The organism is Cupriavidus basilensis (assembly GCF_008801925.2).
GTDB classification, from domain to species: Bacteria; Pseudomonadota; Gammaproteobacteria; order Burkholderiales; family Burkholderiaceae; genus Cupriavidus; species Cupriavidus basilensis.
On record NZ_CP062804.1, the window covers coordinates 2002742 to 2021518 of the forward strand.

Genomic DNA, 18777 nt, shown 5'->3' on the forward strand with positions numbered 1-18777 from the left:
CCATGGCGTCTCTCCTCCCGCGCTTTGACGAACCGCGGCTGCTGGCCGCGCAAATGGAACTGATCGACCAGAGCTTCGGCATCGCCATGCTGGGCTGCGCGCTGGCGGCGTTCATCCTGGCCCTTGGGCTAGTCCTCGGCGGTGGGCATCCGGGTGCGTTGCCCTGGGCGCTGACGATGGGACTGGCCTGCGCCACCGGGCATTTCGGGCGGCGCCTGATGCCCGAGCGCACGACCGAAGCCCATGCCGGGCGCTATGCACGCAGCATGACGTTGCTGCTGACGCTGATCGGCGCGCTCTGGGGGCTGGCGGCGTGGCTTTACATGGATGTGAGGACGCCCGCGACGGTGATCTGCATCCTGTCGCTGATCGCGGGCATGAGCGCGGCCGCGCTGGCGGTGTTCTCCGCCTGCCTGCCGGTTGCCGTGGGCTTCTTCATCCCGGCCATCGTGCCGGTCTGGGCGGTCTTCATCGCCACCGGTGACGTCGCCTACCTGCCCATGTTCCTCGGCGCGCCGCTTTATCTCATGGTGCTGATGATCTTTGCGCGCAACTATGCGCGCGTGGCACGGCACGGCATCGCGCTGCGCTTTGCCAACGTGGAGCTGATCTCGCAGTTGCGCGAGCAGACGGCCCGCGCGGAGTACGCCCAACGCGAGGCCGAGGAAGCCAATCGCGCCAAATCGGTGTTCCTCGCCTCGGCCAGCCACGACCTGCGCCAGCCCCTGCATGCGCTCGGCTTGTTCGTGGTCACGCTGAGCCGCTCCGACCTCACCAACAAGCAGCGCCAGTTGCTCACGCACATCGAGGCTGCCTCCGGGGCCGCACGCGAAATGCTCAATACGTTGCTGGACTTCTCCAAGGTGGACGCGGGCGTGATCACCGCCCGGCCGCGCGCCTTCCGCCTGCAGCCCTTGCTCTACAAGCTGGAGAACGAGTTTGCGCCGCAGGCCGATGCCCGCGGCCTGTTCTACCGGACCCGGGATACCACCGCCACGGTGTTCGCCGACCCGACGCTGGTCGAGCTGATCCTGCGCAACCTGATCGCCAATGCCATCCGCTACACCGCCCAGGGCGGCGTGCTGGTGGCATGCCGCCGTCGGGGCGAGCGCACGATGATCGAGGTCTGGGATACCGGGGTCGGCATTCCCCTGACCCAGCATCGCGCGATCTTCAAGGAGTTCCACCAGTTGGGCAATCCGGAGCGGGACCAGCGCAAGGGCCTCGGGCTAGGCCTGGCCATCGTGGAAGGGCTGGCGCGCACCATTTCCACCCGCATCCTGCTGAACTCTCGGCCCGGCCGCGGCTCGGTCTTCCGCTTCGCCCTGCCCCTGACCGAGGACCGCGCCGAAACCCAGCCCGCCGGCTTGCACCACAAGCCCAGCCTGAAGGGGCTGCGCGTGCTGGTGATCGACGACGACCAGGAAATCCGGGTCGCCATGGCGGCGCTGCTGGAGAGCTGGCAAGCGGTGTGCCTGGCCGTGGAGTCCGAGGACGACGCGCTGGCCGCGCTTGGCGCCTTCCAGCCCGACCTGCTGCTGGCGGACTATCGCCTGCGCGGTGAGCGCACCGGCCAGGAAGCCATGATGGCGATCCGCGAGCGGCTAGGACAAATGATTCCCACCGTCATCATCACCGGCGATACTGCCCCGGACCGCCTGCGCAGTGTCCATGCCGGAGGCGCCGCGCTGTTGCACAAGCCAGTTGTGGCGCATCAGTTGCATACAGCCATGACGGCGCTGCTGCGCAATGCCGGCTGGCGACAGGACATCCCCCGCGGCGCCGCGGACCGGGCAACACCCTCCGAAGGCTGACGAACGCGCCCGCCACCCGGCACCGGGGAATACTCCACCGATATCAATCCGGCCACGGAGGTCCCGATTTGTCACCGGCAAGGGCAGCGCTCAGCCTGGCGGCCGGCGTGTGGATCAACACCTGTGGCCACACCGACGTGCGCCTGCCCCGGGGCGGGGCCGGCGACTCGGGGCTGGGCCGGGAGCATGGCAACGCTGCCATCGACAACTTCACCGAGCCCAAGGCGATCTGGCTGTCGCTGCGGCAATAGTGGCCAACCTGCGGCGCGGGCGCGGAGCCGGGGCTGGCATTCTTGCCCGGGACTACATCTTCGGGATGCGCAAGGTCTTGCTGATCATCAGCGAACCGGAGAGCACGAACAGCAGCGCTAGCGGATGCAGGTCCGCAGGGCCGATCGACCACACGCCGCCGTAGAGCGTATCGCCCACCCGGCCCTGCCACGCGCAGAAGGCCAGCGCGGCGGTCAGCAGCACGCTGGTGGGAATCGGCGTGCCCTCGAAATACGCCACCTTGTCGCTGCCCTCGGACAAGGTCTCGGCGGTGACATTGAAGCGTGCCAGCCGGCTCACGCCGCAGCAAACGAAATAGATCAGCGCCGCCATGTCCCAGCCGCCGCGCATGCCCGCCGCAAACGCCAGCGTGGCCGGGCCAACCCCGAAGGAAATGATGTCGGCGAGCGAGTCCAGCTCGCGGCCCAGCGCGGAATGCTGGTGGCGCCAGCGCGCGATGCGCCCGTCCAGCACATCGAAAATGAAAGCCGCGGGCGCCAGCGCTGCCGCCGCCATGAAATGCGCCGGCGAGCCCGAAGCGATGTAGAACATGGCGAAAAACACCGATGCCATGCCGCAGGCGGCGTTGCCCAGTGTGAACAGATCGGCAAGATGCAACTCGCGGATCATGGAGAAATGCTTGGGACGTTCGGGTGTGGATGCCATGGCGGCGGGCTCCTGAATCCTTTTTGCGCGTAAGACTGTCGGAAGGACGGTCGGAAAAATCGATCGGGCTAGTCTGGCTAGAAATGCAATCCCGCTGCGCGCAGCGCGCTTGCAGTTTGCGCGGCACTGGCGTGATGCACGGCCTGCCAGCCCAGCGCCGTTGCCGCAGTCACATTGGCCGCGTTGTCGTCGATGAACAGCAGCTCACCTGGCGCGATGCCCGGCAGGCTGGCATCGATGCGCGCCTGCATGAGCCGGTAGATGGCCGGGTCGGGCTTGGCCACGCCAACCTCGCCGGACACCAGGATATCGCGGAACCATGACAGGAAATCGCCGATGCGCTCTGCATGGGGATAGGTTTCGCTGGACCAGTTGGTCAGGCCGAACAGCGGCACCTGCGCGTCGTGCAGGCGCCGCAGCAGCGCCACCCCGTCGGCCAGCGTGCCACGCAGCATCTGCGGCCAGCGGCCATAGAATGCGCGGATCAGGCCGGCCTGCGCGGGATGCTGGGCCACCAGGGACTCGGTGGCCTCGTGCAGCGGCCTGCCGGCATCCTGGCGGATATTCCACGCCGGCGAGCACACCTCCGACAAGAACCGGGCGCGCTCCTGTGGATCCGGAATCAATTCGCGATACAGGTATTCCGGGTTCCAGTCGAACAGCACACCACCAAAATCGAACACTACGGCACGGACAGTCACGGTATCTCGTCAGCTGCGTTGAGGACAAGGCTGCATTCTCGCAGAGTCTGCGGCGCGGCCAATATGAGAATTGGCTCAATCCGCGAGCCGGCCCTGGCTTCTACGCTTGGCATCAGCAGTCCATCCGGACCCACATTGCGCCGAGACCTTGGAGACCCATCCATGCGCCTGTTGTTGCCAAAGCCTTTCCTGCACGGCTGCCTGCCGCGCATCCTGCCACCCTGCCTGGCCTGGCTCTGCTTTGCCTTGCCCGCCCATGCAGACGCGGGCTATCGCGACCAGGCACGGGCGCTGCTGGCCCCTCCCACCGCGCAATGCGGAGCGCCGGCCACGCTGATCGCGAACCTGCGGGACGAAAGCGAGGGCACGCCGTCGATCGGGCGAAGGGTCGCGCTGGAGGCGGTGGTCACGGCCGACTACTCGGGCGCCGACGGCCTCAGCGGCTTCTTCGTGCAGCAGGCCGACGCCCAGCGCCAGCGCCGTCCGGGCGTGTCGGAGGGCATGTTCGTCCATGCGCCGCGCGCGGCTGCGCGGGCAGGCGATCTGGTGCGCGTGCTCGGCACCGTGGAGGAACGCGCGGGCCAGATGCGGCTAAGGCTGTCCGGCCCGGCCACGGTGTGCGCGGCGGGCCAGGCGGTCACCCCGGAAACCATCACGCTGCCCACGCCGCACACGGGCTCGCTGGCGGCCTATGAGGGCATGCTGGTGCGGCTGCCGCAGACCCTCACCGTCAGCGAGACCTTCGAGCTCGGCCGCTACGGCAGCGTGGTGCTCAGCCTCGGCCGCCCGCCGCTGCCCACCAACGTGGCCTTGCCCGGGGAAGCCGCCGCCGCACAGGCTGCCGCCAATGCGCTCAATCGCCTGGTGCTGGACGACGGCTACAGCCGGCAAAACCCGCCGCGCGTCATCCATCCCGCACCGGGCCTGAGCGCATCGAACACACTGCGCAGCGGGGACACCGTCGCCAATGTGCGGGGCGTGCTGGAATGGCGCGCAAACGCCTGGCGCATCCAGCCGCTCCCCGGTGCGCCGCTACCGGCGTTCCAGCCCACTAATCCACGCGCCGGCGCCCCGGCGCGCGCCGCCCGCACCGATTTGCGCGTGGCGGCGTTCAATGTCGAGAACTACTTCAACGGCGACGGCCGCGGCGCGGGCTTCGATGACCCCGGCAACCGCGGCGCCAAGACGCCAGCCGAGTTCGCCCGCCAGGAAGCCAAGATCCTGAGCGCATTGCGAGGCCTGAATGCCGACGTGATCGGCCTGATGGAAATCGAAAACAATGGCCATGGCGAGCTGAGCGCCATCCACCGGCTTGCGGGCAAGCTCGGTCCGGACTGGCGCTTCATCCATCCTGGCCGGGAGCAACTGGGCGACGACGTCATCAAGGTTGCACTGGTCTACAACAGCCGTACCGTGGAACCCGTCGGCACGCCGGCCACCCTGGCGCTGGGCGTGAGAACCCGCCAGCCGCTGGCCGCCACCTTCCGCCTGCCGGGCCATCCCGCCAGGCTTACGGTGGTGGTGAACCATTTCAAGTCCAAGCGCTGCAACGACGCCCGCGGCGTCAACGCGGACCAGCGCGATGGCCAGAGCTGCTGGAACCCCACGCGCGTGGCAGCGGCCAGCCGCATTGCCGACTGGCTGGCCACCTCGCCCACCGGCGTGCGCGACGATGGCAAGCTGGTGATTGGCGACCTCAACAGCTACGCGCAGGAAGACCCGATCCGCCTGCTGGCGCAGCGCGGCTATGCGGACATGATCGCGCGCTTCGCCGAAGCCGGCACCCTGTCCTACAGCTATGTCTTTGGCGGCGAGGCCGGCTATATCGACCACGCGCTAGCCGATGCGGGGGCGGCGAGCCGCACCCTCGCGGCCCGCCATTGGCACATCAACGCCGACGAGCCGATTTCCCTGTCCTATGCGCTGGCCCACAAGAGCGAGGCGCAGCAGCAATCTTTCTATGCGCCCGACGCTTACCGCTCTTCCGACCACGACCCGCTGGTGGTCGACCTTGCCATGGGCGGCGATGGCGTGGCCACGGGCGGCGCAGCGGGCGCAGACGGTAGCGCGGGAAGTACGAGCGCTCACAATGGCACCAGCGGTGGCACCGGCGCGAATGCCAGCAAGGACACCATCGACAAAGCGCAGGCCGGCGCTGGCGCCACCGATCCCTGGCTGCTCTGGGCGTTGGGGGGCGCCGTGGCGCTCACCGCGTGGCACTGGTTTGTGCGCCGCGTCCTGCCGCGCTGGCGGGCGTGAGCCGCGCGCTGCTCCGGGGCGGCCTGGGCGGCCGGGGCGAATAGGGCAAATGTATGCCAGCCATTCATGCCCCTGTCACCTGCGCTCAATAGCATCACGGACTTTGCAAAACCCAACCCATCGAGCCGCCCCACATGCGCCTGTCCGTCCTTAGTGCCGCCCTGCTTGCCATCGCCCTGCCCGCTCATGCCGACCTGATCATCAGCGAAGTCGTGGAAGGCACCTCCAACAACAAGGCCGTCGAACTGTATAACCCGGATGCTACCGCGATCGACCTGTCGCAATACAAGCTGCAGCAATACAACAACGGCGCCACGGCGCCCACCAGCACGTTCACGCTCAGCGGCACACTGGCCCCCGGCGCGGTCTACGTGATGGCGCATACCAGCATGGCGGCCACACTCGGCAGCCGCCTGAACCAGGTCATCGCATTTACCTTCAACGGCGACGACGCACTGGTACTGACGCGCGCGGGCACCGTGATCGACCGTTTCGGGCAGGTCGGCGTGCAGCCTGCCGGCGGCGCCTGGGGCTCCGGCGCCTCCTCCACCAAGGACAACACCTTGCGCCGCAAGGCCGGGCTGGTCACCGGCGACACCGACAGCACCGGGGCCTTCGATCCGGCGCTGCAGTGGGACGGCTTCGGCACGGATGCCTTCGCCGACCTTGGCTACTACAACAACGCACCGGCGCCATTGCCGCCGGCCACCGCGCAGTGCGGCGCCGCGGCCACGTTGATCGCCGATATCCAGGGCGCTGGCGCCACCTCGCCGCTGGCCGGGCAGACGGTCGAGGTAGAGGCGGTGGTGACGGCCGACTATCCCGGCACGGATGGCTTCGGCGGCTTTTTCGTCCAGCAGGCGGATGCCCAGCGCCAGAACCGTCCCGGCGTGTCCGAAGGACTATTCGTGTACGCCCCCTCGACCAGTGCACGTGCCGGCGACCTGGTCCACCTGGTTGGCAAGGTCGAGGAGAAATTCGGCCAGACGCAGCTGGCGCTCGCCAGCACCGTGGCGGTTTGCGGCAACGGCCAGACCGTCACGCCCGCGGTGGTCACGCTGCCCGCGCAGACCGCGCAATCGCTGGCTGCCTTCGAGGGCATGCTGGTGCGGCTGCCGCAAACCCTCACTGTCAGCGAGACCTATGAACTGGGCCGCTACGGCAGCGTGCTGCTGAGCAACGGCCGCCTGCCGCTGCCGACCAATGTGGCGCTGCCCAAGGCCGGCGCGGCCGCGCAGGCCGCGGCCAACGCACTGAACCGCCTGGTGCTCGACGACGGCTCGAACAAGCAGAACCCGGCGGTCGTGCCGTTCCCCGCGCCGGGCCTGAGCGCGGCCAACACGCTGCGCGGCGGCTACACCGTCAGCAATGTGCAGGGGGTGCTGGAAATGCGCTTTGGCAGCTGGCGCCTGCAGACCGTGCCCGGCGCGCCCGCCCCTGCCTTCCAGGCCACGGCAAATCCGCGCACCAGCGCGCCGGCACGCGCGGCCCAGTCCGATATCCGGGTGGCCTCGTTCAACGTGCTGAACTATTTCAATGGCGACGGCAAGGGCGCGGGCTTCGACGACCCGAACAATCGCGGCGCCAAGACGCTGGCCGAGTTCGAGCGCCAGGAAGCCAAGATCGTGGCCGCCCTCAAAGCGCTGAATGCCGATGTCGTTGGCCTGATGGAAATCGAGAACGATGGCTACGGCGAATTCAGCGCCATCCAGCGGCTGGTCGGCAAGCTCGGTGCGGACTGGCGTTTTGTCGACCCGGGCGTGGACAAGCTCGGCGGCGACGCCATCAAGGTCGCCCTGATCTACAACAGCCGCACCGTGGAGCCCGTGGGCGTGCCTGCCACGCTGGCCATCGACGACAAGAACCGCCAGCCGCTGGCCCGCACCTTCCGCCTGCCGGGCCAGTCCCGCAAGCTCACGGTGGTGGTCAACCATCTCAAGTCCAAGGGCTGCACCGGATCCACGGGCGCCGACGCCGACCAGGGCGATGGCCAGAGCTGCTGGAACCCGACCCGCCTCGCCGCTGCCGGCAAGATCGCCGACTGGCTTGCCACCTCGCCCACCGGCGTCGCGGATGACGGCAAGCTGCTGATCGGCGACCTCAACAGCTACGCCAAGGAAGACCCGATCCGTCTCTTTGCCGACAAGGGCTACGCCGACATGGTGGCGCGCTTCGTCGGGGCCGGTGCCTATAGCTATGTCTTTGGCGGCGAGGCCGGCTACATCGACCACGCGCTGGCCAATGACGCCGCCGCGAGCCGCATCCGCGCGGTCGGCGAGTGGCACATCAATGCGGATGAGCCCATTGCCCTGGAGTACTCGGTGGCCTTCAAGAGCGCGGATCAGCAAACGTCGTTCTACGCGCCGGATGCCTACCGTTCGTCCGATCACGACCCGGTGCTGGTGGACCTCGCACTGCGCGACGACAGCCTTGCGCCGGAGGGTGAGCAAGCGGGTGCGGGCAAGGGCAGTGCCGGTGGCGCCACCGCCAGCCAGGGCGGCGACACCGGGACCGGCGCGGCGGACACGTGGATGCTGCTGGTTCTGGCCGGCGCCCTGGCCGCAGCGGCATGGCGCCGCTTGGCAGGCGGCATTGCAGGCGGCGTTGCGCGCCGCTGAAATGCACGCTGACACGCACGGTGGCAGGCGGCGCGCCGCTGTCGGGTGGCTGCTGCTGGCGCTGGCGCTGGTCGCGCTCCAGGCTGCCGGGCCTGCGCTGATGCAGGCCCTGCGCTTTGACCGCGAGGCCATGTTCGCGGGCCAGGCCTGGCGCCTGCTGAGCTGCCATTTCGTGCATCTCGGCTGGACGCATTGCCTGCTCAACGTGGCGGGCCTGCTGATGCTGGCGGCAATCCTGCCGGCGCGCATGCGCGCCTGGCAGGTGGTGCCGCCGTTAGCGGCCATGACAGGATTGCTGCTGCTAGGCGGCGAGCCGGAGTTGCTCCGCTATGCGGGCTTCTCCGGCATCAACTACGGGCTTGCCATGGTCGCCCTGCTACCGCGGGCCCGCTGCGATGGCCTTGCGGCGATGCTGCTGCTCGCGCTGGCGGCGCGCGCAGGCTGGCAGATCCTGGCGGGGCCCGCCGAGGACGCAGGCGCGTGGCTGGGCGGCCCGGTCGTGGCCAGCGCCCACCTGTACGGCCTGGCCGCTGGCGCATGGCTGGCCTGGCCACGCCGGGAGACGCCTGCGATGGCTAGGCGCTGGCCGGATTGCGCCTGATGCTGTTGGCCAGGTAGACCACGATCAGTACATTGGCGATGGCCAGCCCGATGTGAATCGCGCTGGGATGCACCACCGCCTCGTACAGTTCCACCGGAATGTAGACCGCGCCCGACCACACACCCAGCCATTTCGCCCACACACGCTGACGCCAAAGGCCGTAGGCCTCCGTGAGGCGCATGGCTGCGTACGTCGCGGCGGATCCGCCAATGGCCCACAGGCGCGCGTCACTCGGATGGGCCATCAGCGACAGGAAAATGGTCGGGTAGCGGCTCCCCGGGTTCAGGTGCAGGCGGGCGACAATGGCCTCGGCCAGCGCCTGCGCGTCCCGGTGCAGCAGCGCAACCAGGCCCAGCCCCGCCAGGATCACCAGCACCCCCTTGGCGGCCTCGAACAGGGCGATGCCTTTCAGGCCAGCGCCTGTGCCTTGCTTTGCCATCTTGCTTGTCCTCGTCAGCGGTAAGGTCAGGATCGTACCCCGGCGCGGCGGGCGGCGGCAAACCGGGCGCGGCGCGCTGGTAACATCCCCTGCCGGCGCCATCCGAGGCCCGCCTGAGGTCGCTCCATGAATCCCGAACACCTGCCACTCCTGCTCACCCGCACCATGCCCTACGGCAAGTACAAGGGCCGCGTCATCGCCAGCCTGCCGGGCACCTACCTGAACTGGTTCGCGCGCGAGGGCTTTCCACCGGGCGAGATCGGCCAGTTGCTGGCCCTGATGCACGAACTCGACCACAACGGCCTGACCAGCCTGCTGGATCCGCTGCGCGGGCGCTATCGGCCCGGGACTTAGACCGCCGGAGCGCAGCGGGCCTCAGCCCGCGACGATCCGATGAATCGACCGCCCTGTGGCATCCACCGCCACCGTGGCAGGCATGTCCTCCACCTCGAACTCATGGATAGCCTCCATTCCCAGTTCCGCGAAGGCCAGCACGCGTGCCTTGCGGATCGCCCGGGAGATCAGGTAGGCCGCGCCACCCACCGCGATCAGGTAGGCCGCACCGCGGCGGCGGATGGCCTCGATGGCCACTGGCCCGCGCTCGGCCTTGCCAATCATCACCAGCAGGCCCGCCTGCTCCAGCAACTGCGGCACGAACTTGTCCATGCGCGTAGCCGTGGTAGGCCCTGCCGGCCCCACCGCTTCGTCGCCAACGGGATCGACCGGCCCCACGTAATAGATCGCGCGATTGCGCAGCGGCACCGGCAGCGGCTCGCCCGCGTCCAGCATGGCTACCAGTCGTCTATGCGCGGCATCGCGCGCCGTCAGCAGGCGGCCGCGCAGCCGCAAAGTCTCGCCAACCTGCCATTGCGCCACCTCCGCGGCATCCAGATTGTCCAGGTCGACCACGCGCCCCGGCTTGGCGGTCAACGCGGCGGGAATGCCATCCCAGGTATCGGCAGGCGGTGGCTCGAGCCGCGCGGGACCTGAGCCATCCAGCTCCACCGTGACAAAGCGCGTGGCCGCGCAATTGGGAATCAGCGCCACCGGCAGCGTCGCAGCGTGACACGGCAGCGCGGCCACCTTGACATCCAGCACGGTGGCCAGCCCGCCCAGCCCCTGTGCACCGATGCCGAGCGCGTTGATGCGCTCGAACAGTTCCAGCCGCAGCCGCTCGGTGTCGTTCGCGGGCCCCTTGTCGCGCAGCGCATGGATATCGATGGGGCTGAACAACGCGTGCTTGGCCGCGAGCATGGCCTGCTCCGGCGTGCCGCCCACCCCAACGCCAAGCACGCCGGGCGGGCACCAGCCGGCGCCCATCTGCGGGATGGCGGCGAGGATCCAGTCGACCAGCGAATCGCTTGGATTGAGTGTGGCGAACTTTGCCTTGACGTCGCCGCCGCCGCCCTTGGCCACCACCGTCATCTTGATGGTGTTGCCGGGCACCAGTTCCAGTTGCAGGAAGCCCGGGGTGTTGTCGCCGGTGTTGCGCCGCTCGCCCAGGGCCGAGCCAACCATGGTGGCGCGCAGCGGATTGGCGCTATGCGTGTAGCCCCGGCGCACGGCGGCGTCCACCATCTGCTGCACGGACAGCTTTGCTGCGCCATCGCGCGCCGCAAAGCGCACGTCCATGCCCACGGTCATGAAAACCTGCGCCACACCGGTGTCCTGGCAGATCGGCCGGTGCGCCTCGGCGCTCATGCGGCTGTTGACCAGCAACTGCTCGATGGCATCACGCGCCGCGCCAGCGGGCTCGGCGGCAAAGGCGCGCTTGAGCGCCTGCACGAAATCGGCGGGATGGTAGTAGCTGACGTACTGCAGCGCGTCGGCAATGGTGTCGACGACGTCTTCCTGGAAGATCACGGTCATGGCGGGGTGGGCGCAGCAGGCGGAACAGCAGCTGCGCGAATCAATTATGTCTATACATAATGACACGTCCCGCCACCGGAAAGCAAACCCCTTGGCCACCCGTCTCCAGACGATCCCCGGGCTGGCGAAAGCTCAGCCCTGACGCTGCAGCACCGTCGAATACGTGAAGCGATCGGCCGGATGCAGGCTCACCACCACTTCGAACAACCGGTCCGACTGGTCGAAATACCGCCGCACGAATTCCAGCGCATGCGCATCGGGCGCGGTGCCAAGCACCTGCGCGAGCGCAGCGGGCACGCCCACTGCCCGCACGGTCTGGCGCACTTCCTTGACCAGGCGCCCGGTGGTCTTGCCAACCAGTTCGCTGATCAGGCCGGGATCTGTCTTGAGCAGCTTGCGGATCTTGGCGCCGTCCGCCGCCATCACGTAGACATCGGACCATGACAACGGATGCGATGGCGCTTCGGGATTGGTACGCGAGGTCTCGATATGCAGCCAGCGCGAGCCCGGCGGGCAGCCTAGCCGGGTGGCCAGCTCGATGTCCAGCACGATCTCGCGCGCGCCGTGGATCACGCGCTGCGTCGCGGCGCCGTATTGCACCAGTTCGTCGATGGTGGAGAGCTTGGGCGTGTACTCGCTGCTGCGCGGCGCGGCGGCTTCCACCCGGGTGCCGGCGCGCTTTTTACGCGAGACCAAGCCTAGCTCCTGGATGCGCATCAGCGCCACCCGCACGGTGCCCCGGCTGACGCCGTGCTTCTCGGCCAGCTCCAGCTCGCCCGGCAGGCTTGACCCGACCGGATAGACCCCGCTCGTGATGTCGTGAATAAGTGCCTTGGTCAACTCGGCGTGGCGTGGCTCCATGGGTTCCCTGAATGATCGATCGATGTGCCTGAGGCGTAGCAAATGCTAGCGCCTGGCGGCCCGCAAGCCAAGCGCAAAGGGTAAACGAGATGCGGATCCGGGTTGACGCTCGAGTGCCACACCCCTATAATATGTTTAAACATATGAACTATATGTACATATAAGCAGTACCGATCATCTCAAACAACCGATCAAGACAACCAAAACCACCTTGATGATGGAGACAACAATGACCAAGCACCTGGGCGCCACCCTGGCCCTGTTAGCCCTGTCCACCAGTGCGCTGGCGCAAAGCTACCCCGCTCGCCCGATCACGTGGATCGTGCCCTTCGCGGCCGGCGGCCCGACCGATGCGCTTGCCCGCAATATCGCGGACCGCGTCGGGCGCGATCTGGGCCAGCCGGTGCTGATCGAGAACCAGGCCGGCGCCGGCGGCACCATCGGCGCGGGCAAGGCGGCGAAGGCCACGCCCGATAGCTACACCTTCCTGGTCGGACATATGGGCTATATGGCCGCGGCGCCGTCGCTGTACAAGAAGCTGTCGTACGACCCGGCCAAGGACTTCGAGGGCGTGTTCCGCTTCCCCGATACGCCGCTGGTGCTGTTGGTCGGCGCGAACTCGAAGTTCAAGACCGTGCAGGACCTGGTCGCCTTTGCCAGCGCCAATCCGGGCAAGCTCAACTTCGGCAACGCCGGTGTGGGTTCCACCTCGCATCTGGTCGCCGCCATGTTCGCCCAACAGGCCAGGATCAAGGTGACCCCGGTCTCCTACAAAGGCGCCGGCCCGGCCCTGACGGACGTGATGGGCGGGCAGGTGGATGGCATGTTCGACCAGACCAACACTGCCCTGCCGCAGGTCAAGGGCGGTAAGGTCGTCGCCGTCGCGCAGACGGCGAAGCTGCGCGTGCCGCAGTTCCCCGGCGTGCCCACCGTGGCGGAAACCGTGGTGCCGAACTTCGAGGCATCCACCTGGTACGGCCTGTATGCGCCACAGGGCACGCCCAAGGACGTTATCGCCCGCAATTACGCCGCGTTCGCCAAGGCCATCGCCGACCCGGAGTTTGCGAAGAAGCTGGCCGACCAGGGCATCCAGCTGCTGCCGGACGCCGCCTACAAACCCGCCGCGCTAAACCAGCACACCGCGGCCGAAGTGGCCAAGTGGAAGGCCGTGATCACAGCGGCGGACATCAAGCTCGATTGATGGCGGCTCGGCGCACTCGATCAAGTCGAGTTCAACAATGGTGACCATTCCGGCATCTAACGGCGTAGGTCCCGTGGTGACCAGTCCATTCTGCGTTGCCGCCGAGGCGTTGGTCCTCGCCCTTGAAGGGCCTGGTGTCCTGCAAGCTCTCAATGTTGAGGTTGCCTCCGACGCCGGCCACCACCTGCTTGCCGCCGGCGAGCGCGCCGCGCAGGGTGGTGTCGCCACTGGACTCCAGGGTCAAGCGCTCGCCAGCATTGACGCGGGTGTTGCTCCAGGTGACGCCTTTGCCCCTGGAGCCACTGGCATTGGCGGTAATGTCCAAGGCCACTCCATCCTGACCGATACACGGCCACACAACTACAGCTCACTTGCCGAGCAGGTGCTGCAACCACCCTCGCGCAGGAGCACTTGGCTGGTCTGCAGCTACCGCATCAGGATACCGAGGGCTGCGACCATCCATCAGCAAATCGCCGGGGTAGTTGGGATGGTCAAGGCAGAGGCTATCGCCTATACCGAATGCCTTGGCGACAGCAACAGCCTCAATGCACCAGCGCCCAAAATATCCACTGTCTTCCAGTTGTTTGTCTCCCAGAGTGTACCAATACGGACGATCATATACTGCGGTAGCTCCTGACAGCCCTGGCCTTTCTGGTGAGCGATGCAATTCCTCATACCAATGCTGTACGAACTCTCTCAAGAGGTTGGCCTGTTTACTCGGCGGTGCCTCAATGGCTTTCAACAATCTGGCATAAGGACTTGCTTGGCAGACTTTCGTTCCGATCTTGCGATCTAACTGTCGTGTCGCTATGACCCGATCAAGCAGTGCATAGAAGGTTTTTGTTTTCTTCCTCTTTTGGTGATTGCAACTTTGCCTTGAGAATCGGTTAGACCTCGGCACGGGGGTTTTCGATCAGGCCGAATACGCTGTTGTCTCTACCGCCCTCTCCCAGCCCGTGCGCCAACAAAAGTGCTGATTCCAGCGTAGGCACCTTTCGCAGAAAGCTATAGGCAATGTACCTCGTGGTGCTGCTTGTGTTTGGGTCATCCGCGATAGCGCGGATTTCCGGCACGATGGCATTCTGTTGCCGGCGAACATAGGCATAAGCTTCATCCCACTGCTCGTGGTCGATCATTTGTGCCAGGCTAGGCATATTCGTTTGCTCCTGGTTGACTTGATCTTGCGCAGCCCATGTTTGTGGCAATGCAATGGTGCTGGCAAGCAGCAGGCTCAGGCAAAGACGCCTTGCCCAGCGTTGTCGGACGGTGGTGCCCATACGCTGCTCAACAGTTCGCGGCGGCGGAATCCAGCGAGGCGTCGGCTGCGAATCGTTACCGGCTGCCGGTTTGTTAGCCGGCTCGGGCGAGGGGATGCCTTGTGAGTCCATGTCGGCCATCTTGCTTACACGCCGGTCGTGACCGCGTAGGGCTCATCGGTCACCGTGTAGCCCAAGTCGCGCAGCTTCTGCTTGACCAGCTCGCGCTGCTCCTTGGAATAAGTCACGTCCTCCTCGATCTTGAACGGCACGTCGATGTTCAGCGTCTTGACAAGGATGTTCAGCGCGTAGTCGCGGGCGCGTAGATAGCGCAGTTCTTCGGGTGTCATGGCCGATTCGCTGCCATCCGCGTTATAGCGGCGCAGTCCGATATCCTTGATTTCCATCGGGTCGTTCAGCACGGGAATCAGCACTGGCACAAATTTCGGCGTGCGCCAGGCGCGGAACTGATAGAAGATCATGAGTGGGACTTCCTTCTTGCCGCGAACCCCCGAGCCTAGGGCGCGTGCCATCAACTCCATACTGCCGGGGTCGTCCAGCAGCGCGAGGCCGAAGACCGCGCCGACCCGCACTCCATAGTCCTTTGCTCCCACATAGGGCTTCATGTCGGCGATGCGCTGCTCCGGTGGCACGGGGATTTGCGCCATCGTGAGCAGGAGGTTCTCGTTTTCCTCCTCCTTTGGAGATTGGAGCTTTGCTTTGAGAATGGGATAGACCTCAGGACGAGGGTTCTCTATCAAGCCAAATACGCTTGTTCGACCGCCCCCTTTTCCCAAGCCTTGCGCCAGTAGCGTCGCCGATTCAAGCGTGGGAACCTTCCGCAGAAAACCGTAGGCAATTTCCATTGCGGTACCGCTCGTCCTTGGGTCGCTCACGATGGCGCGGACTTCCGGCACGATGGCATTCTGTTGTCGACGAACATAGGCATAAGCGTCATCCCACTGCTCGTGATCAATCATTTGTGCCAGGCTAGGCATATTCGTTTGCTCCTGGTTGACTTGATCTTGCGCAGCCCATGTTTGTGGCAATGCAATGGTGCTGGCAAGCAGCAGGCTCAGGCAAAGACGCCTTGCCCAGCGTTGTCGGACGGTGGTGCCCATACGCTGCTCAAGAGTTCGCGGCGGCGGAATCCAGCGCGGCGTCGGCTTGACGCCTTCGGCTCGCGTCGGCTGCGAATCGTTACCGGCTGCCGGTTTGTTAGCCGGCTCGGGCGAGGGGACGCCTTGCGGGTCCATGTCGGCCATCTTGCTTACACGCCGGTCGTGACCGCGTAGGGCTCATCGGTCACCGTGTAGCCCAAGTCACGCAGCTTCTGCTTGACCAACTCGCGCTGCTCCTTGGAATAGGTCACGTCCTCCTCGATCTTGAACGGCACGTCGATGTTCAGCGTCTTGACAAGGATGTTCAGCGCGTAGTCGCGGGCGCGTAGATAGCGCCGTTCTTCCGGCGTCATGGCCGATTCGCTGCCATCCGCGTTATAGCGGCGCAGTCCGATATCCTTGATCTCCATCGGGTCGTTCAGCACGGGAATCAGCACCGGCACGAACTTCGGCGTGCGCCAGGCGCGGAACTGATAGAAGATCATGAGTGGGTCCCTTTTCCTGTCGCGGTTACCTGCACTCAGCGCACGCGTCATCAGTTCCATACTGCCGGGGTCGTCCAGCAGCGCGAGGCCGAAGACCGCGCCGACGCGCACCCCGTAGTTTTTTGCCGCCAGATAGGGCTTCAGATCGGCGATGCGCTGCTCCGGTGGCACGGGGATCTGCGCCATCGTGAGCAGGAGATCCCTGTCGCCTTCTTTTGCAGGTGGTCGCATCTGCCCCTTCAGAATTGGGTAAACCTCGGGACGAGGGTTCTCGATCAGGCCAAGTACGCTTGCTTGACCGCCTCCTTGACTAAAGCCTTGCGCCAGTAGCGTTGCCGATTCAAGCGTGGGAACTTTCCGCAGAAAGCCGTAGGCAATTTCCATCGCGGTACTGCTCGTTCTTGGATCGCTCACGATAGCGCGGACTTCCGGCACGATGGCATTCTGTTGTAGGCGAACATAGGCATAAGCTTCATCCCACTGCTCGTGGTCGATCATTTTTGCCAGGCTAGGCATATTCGTTTGCTCCTGTATGACTTGATCTTGCGCAGCCCATGTTTGTGGCAATGCAATGGTGCTGGCAAGCAGCAGGCTCAGGCAAAGACGCCTTGCCCAGCGTTGTCGGACGGTGGTGACCATGCCGTTTTCTTCTCCGTTGACGATTCAGACTTATTGAGTAGTGCGATCCCGCGTGTCGTGACAATTTCGGAATACTCCGGGGAGGACACAATCTTCGGCACCGTCTTGCAGCACAGCATCTTGCCGCCCACATGCCAGCCATTGCCAACATCCTGTTGCCGTCCTCGTTGCCGGGTATTGGCGTCCAGTGGACCGATGCCGTTCAAACCGGTATAGACATACATCAGCATCCGGCGAGACCAGAAATCCTCCAGGTTGTGGCGTTCATCCCCGCCTTGAATTTGCACGTGAACATCGTCCCCCTTGGGGTTATGCGTTGCGGGGTGCCATAGTCCGAGAAAATGTCCGATCTCGTGGGCGAACGTCTGGATGAGCTGATCCTGACTGGAAGGCTGGCCGCCATGCATCTGCTCGGCGGCCACCAGGGCGGTATTGCAAAGCCCCCAGCCAATGCCACTACCGATTGTGGATTCCACCACATACATGTTCAGATGCCTCGCCTTGCGATTCAGACTGGTCACCGCGGGGAACTCGTTCACTGCGGGTTGCCCGTTTTTGGCAGGCTTGACGGTCATCGCCCCTGCCTGCGTCAAGTCGATGGTGTCATTCAGCCATTGCTTGACCTCAAAGCGAATCCCCGCTGCCCGCCAGATGTCATTGATCTTGTTGAAGATGGGTTCAAGCTTTGGACGCTGAAGTGACGGAGGAATCCGTGGGATCTCCGGCTGGCCGGCCTGCCCAATAGACACAAAATGCACCGCCACGGCAACGTTGATGGGGTCGTAGACCTGCACTGCCAGGGTGTGCAATAGCGGCCCGCTGGGACTGCCATAGCGCACTTCAATTGCAGCGGTCGTTCCTTCCGCTTTGTTGCGCAGACCAGCGATTCCCGTCAACTCGATCAAGTCACCCGTCACATGACTGATCTTGACCGTGCTCTCATCCGTACTGACGAAGCTCAGCGGCACGCTCGCCCCGACATGCAGGCGCAGCAGCAACAGGTCAATTCTCTGCCCAGCCATCAGGCTCACGATGGGCCCGTCATGTTCCCGGTAGCCGCGCTCGTCCAGTTCGGGCCTGCCCGGATGAAAGGTGGTCGATTCGTTGTACCGCACGAAACGCACCGGTACAAACCGGTGTCCATCGTAGATTTCACGTGCCAGCGGTTTTGGCGACGGTCCCGGCGTGGCAGATCCGACTGTGCCTTTGTCTTTCGGTCGTGGCAGAGGCGGGACGGTACATGGCTCCATGGTGCCCGGAGGGGCGCTGCCGCCGCCCGCTGCCAGCTTGGCGACGAAGTCGGGGTGAAACTGCTTGACGTTCGAGCCAGTGAGGTCGCGGTGAAAGCCAAACGCCTGCGACGGATCGATCTTGCTGCCAGCGAGTTCGTGCCGCTCAATTTCGCCATTGGGCTCGATGCCGCTGTCCACCTGAAAGCGCAGGATCGCGTCCTCGATTTCGATGTGGTCCAACTTGTCATCGGGAATCTGCGACACAGCCACTTGCCCGGGCCGTACGGACCGATAAGGCTTGTCGTAGTAACCCAGCACCATCAGGCGACGCTTGGCACCCTGGATGCCCATCGTCGTTGTGCTGTCGGTCTTCTCGTCATCGCTGTAGTCACGCGCGGTCAACTGGATCAGCGTGCCAAGAATCTCCAGTTCGCCTGTGATGCCAGGTTGCAGGCCCGGCAAGAGAATCTTGCCGTTGGCCTCCGTCGTGCCTTCGCTATCCGTTTGTCCAGGGATGCGCAGTTTGTAGCTGAGGCCGGCCAGCCCGCGCTCGGCTTCAGTCCGGGAGATACCCGGGAACAGCTGGAAATAGATGCGCAATGGGCGCAGCGGTATCGCCACCTTGCACACCGCGCCGCCCGGCTTGAGGGTCAATTCCGGATACGATGCAGGCGGCATTTGCGAAGGATGTGTGGAATGGGTTGCCATAAGCGGTCTTATAGAATTTCAATCTTTACGGTTTCGC

17 protein-coding genes and 1 pseudogene are annotated in these 18777 nt (G+C 65.3%); 7 read left to right on the forward strand and 11 right to left on the reverse strand.

All coding sequences use genetic code 11. The features are described 5' to 3' along the window. Positions 1-2: 2 nt before the first annotated feature. Both F7R26_RS29805 and F7R26_RS29810 read left to right on the forward strand, forming a co-directional pair. Positions 3-1814, forward strand: a complete 1812-nt coding sequence (locus F7R26_RS29805) for an ATP-binding response regulator (protein WP_150989503.1) — start codon at positions 3-5, stop codon at positions 1812-1814. 86 nt (positions 1815-1900) lie between these two features. Continuing rightward, positions 1901-2065 (forward strand): annotated as a pseudogene (locus tag F7R26_RS29810) (aldehyde dehydrogenase family protein); the annotation flags it as partial. 52 nt (positions 2066-2117) lie between these two features. On the opposite strand, the gene F7R26_RS29815 reads toward F7R26_RS29810, so the two are convergent. Next, on the reverse strand, positions 2118-2750 hold the full coding sequence (locus tag F7R26_RS29815) for a CDP-alcohol phosphatidyltransferase family protein (RefSeq protein WP_150989506.1): 633 nt from the start codon (positions 2748-2750) through the stop codon (positions 2118-2120). A gap of 77 nt (positions 2751-2827) precedes the next feature. Continuing rightward, complete coding sequence (locus F7R26_RS29820; protein ID WP_150989509.1) at positions 2828-3451, reverse strand: HAD-IA family hydrolase; 624 nt, start codon at positions 3449-3451, stop codon at positions 2828-2830. A gap of 162 nt (positions 3452-3613) precedes the next feature. Between F7R26_RS29820 and F7R26_RS29825 the strand changes: the two genes are divergently transcribed. The 3 genes from F7R26_RS29825 to rrtA all read left to right on the forward strand — a co-directional run bounded on the left by F7R26_RS29825 (position 3614) and on the right by rrtA (position 8929). After that, positions 3614-5710, forward strand: coding sequence for an ExeM/NucH family extracellular endonuclease (locus F7R26_RS29825; protein ID WP_150989511.1), 2097 nt, complete (start codon positions 3614-3616; stop codon positions 5708-5710). Between the two features lie 134 nt (positions 5711-5844). Then, a complete protein-coding gene (locus F7R26_RS29830) occupies positions 5845-8328 on the forward strand; it encodes an ExeM/NucH family extracellular endonuclease (RefSeq protein WP_150989514.1) in 2484 nt (827 codons plus the stop codon). Position 8329: 1 nt separating this feature from the next. Continuing rightward, positions 8330-8929: a rhombosortase gene (gene rrtA / locus F7R26_RS29835; protein ID WP_150989517.1), complete on the forward strand. Its 600-nt coding sequence runs from the start codon at positions 8330-8332 to the stop codon at positions 8927-8929. Here rrtA and F7R26_RS29840 read toward each other — a convergent pair. Then, positions 8904-9368, reverse strand: coding sequence for a DUF2127 domain-containing protein (locus tag F7R26_RS29840; protein WP_150989520.1), 465 nt, complete (start codon positions 9366-9368; stop codon positions 8904-8906). The two genes, rrtA and F7R26_RS29840, sit on opposite strands and share 26 nt — an antisense overlap. A 126-nt stretch (positions 9369-9494) precedes the next feature. On the opposite strand from F7R26_RS29840, the gene F7R26_RS29845 reads away from it, so the two are divergent. Continuing rightward, positions 9495-9722: a DUF3820 family protein gene (locus F7R26_RS29845; RefSeq protein ID WP_150989522.1), complete on the forward strand. Its 228-nt coding sequence runs from the start codon at positions 9495-9497 to the stop codon at positions 9720-9722. A gap of 21 nt (positions 9723-9743) precedes the next feature. Here F7R26_RS29845 and F7R26_RS29850 read toward each other — a convergent pair whose 3' ends face one another. Beyond that, positions 9744-11237 (reverse strand): fumarate hydratase, encoded by a 1494-nt coding sequence (locus F7R26_RS29850; RefSeq protein WP_150989524.1) that lies wholly within the window; start codon positions 11235-11237, stop codon positions 9744-9746. Positions 11238-11369: 132 nt separating this feature from the next. After that, the gene (locus tag F7R26_RS29855; protein ID WP_150989527.1) at positions 11370-12098 is read right to left on the reverse strand and encodes a GntR family transcriptional regulator; all 729 of its coding nucleotides are present in this window, start codon (positions 12096-12098) and stop codon (positions 11370-11372) included. A 229-nt stretch (positions 12099-12327) separates the two neighbouring features. Between F7R26_RS29855 and F7R26_RS29860 the strand changes: the two genes are divergently transcribed. Next, positions 12328-13299: a tripartite tricarboxylate transporter substrate-binding protein gene (locus F7R26_RS29860; protein ID WP_241754579.1), complete on the forward strand. Its 972-nt coding sequence runs from the start codon at positions 12328-12330 to the stop codon at positions 13297-13299. Positions 13300-13330: 31 nt separating this feature from the next. Here the strand turns inward: F7R26_RS29860 and F7R26_RS29865 are convergent, their stop codons facing one another. The 6 genes from F7R26_RS29865 to F7R26_RS29890 are packed head-to-tail and all read right to left on the reverse strand — an operon-like array spanning position 13331 to position 18740. Further along, positions 13331-13624: a hemagglutinin repeat-containing protein gene (locus tag F7R26_RS29865; protein WP_241754580.1), complete on the reverse strand. Its 294-nt coding sequence runs from the start codon at positions 13622-13624 to the stop codon at positions 13331-13333. A 42-nt stretch (positions 13625-13666) separates the two neighbouring features. Continuing rightward, positions 13667-14200, reverse strand: coding sequence for a PoNe immunity protein domain-containing protein (locus F7R26_RS29870; protein WP_150989530.1), 534 nt, complete (start codon positions 14198-14200; stop codon positions 13667-13669). Beyond that, positions 14187-14696, reverse strand: coding sequence for a hypothetical protein (locus tag F7R26_RS29875; protein WP_150989532.1), 510 nt, complete (start codon positions 14694-14696; stop codon positions 14187-14189). Before F7R26_RS29875 ends, F7R26_RS29870 begins: the two co-directional genes overlap by 14 nt. Positions 14697-14701: 5 nt before the next feature. Further along, a complete protein-coding gene (locus F7R26_RS29880; protein ID WP_193692179.1) occupies positions 14702-15820 on the reverse strand; it encodes a hypothetical protein in 1119 nt (372 codons plus the stop codon). A 5-nt stretch (positions 15821-15825) separates the two neighbouring features. Next, complete coding sequence (locus F7R26_RS29885; RefSeq protein ID WP_150990631.1) at positions 15826-16800, reverse strand: hypothetical protein; 975 nt, start codon at positions 16798-16800, stop codon at positions 15826-15828. Continuing rightward, on the reverse strand, positions 16755-18740 hold the full coding sequence (locus tag F7R26_RS29890; RefSeq protein WP_150990633.1) for a zinc-dependent metalloprotease family protein: 1986 nt from the start codon (positions 18738-18740) through the stop codon (positions 16755-16757). Before F7R26_RS29890 ends, F7R26_RS29885 begins: the two co-directional genes overlap by 46 nt. Between the last annotated feature and the right edge of the window lie 37 nt (positions 18741-18777).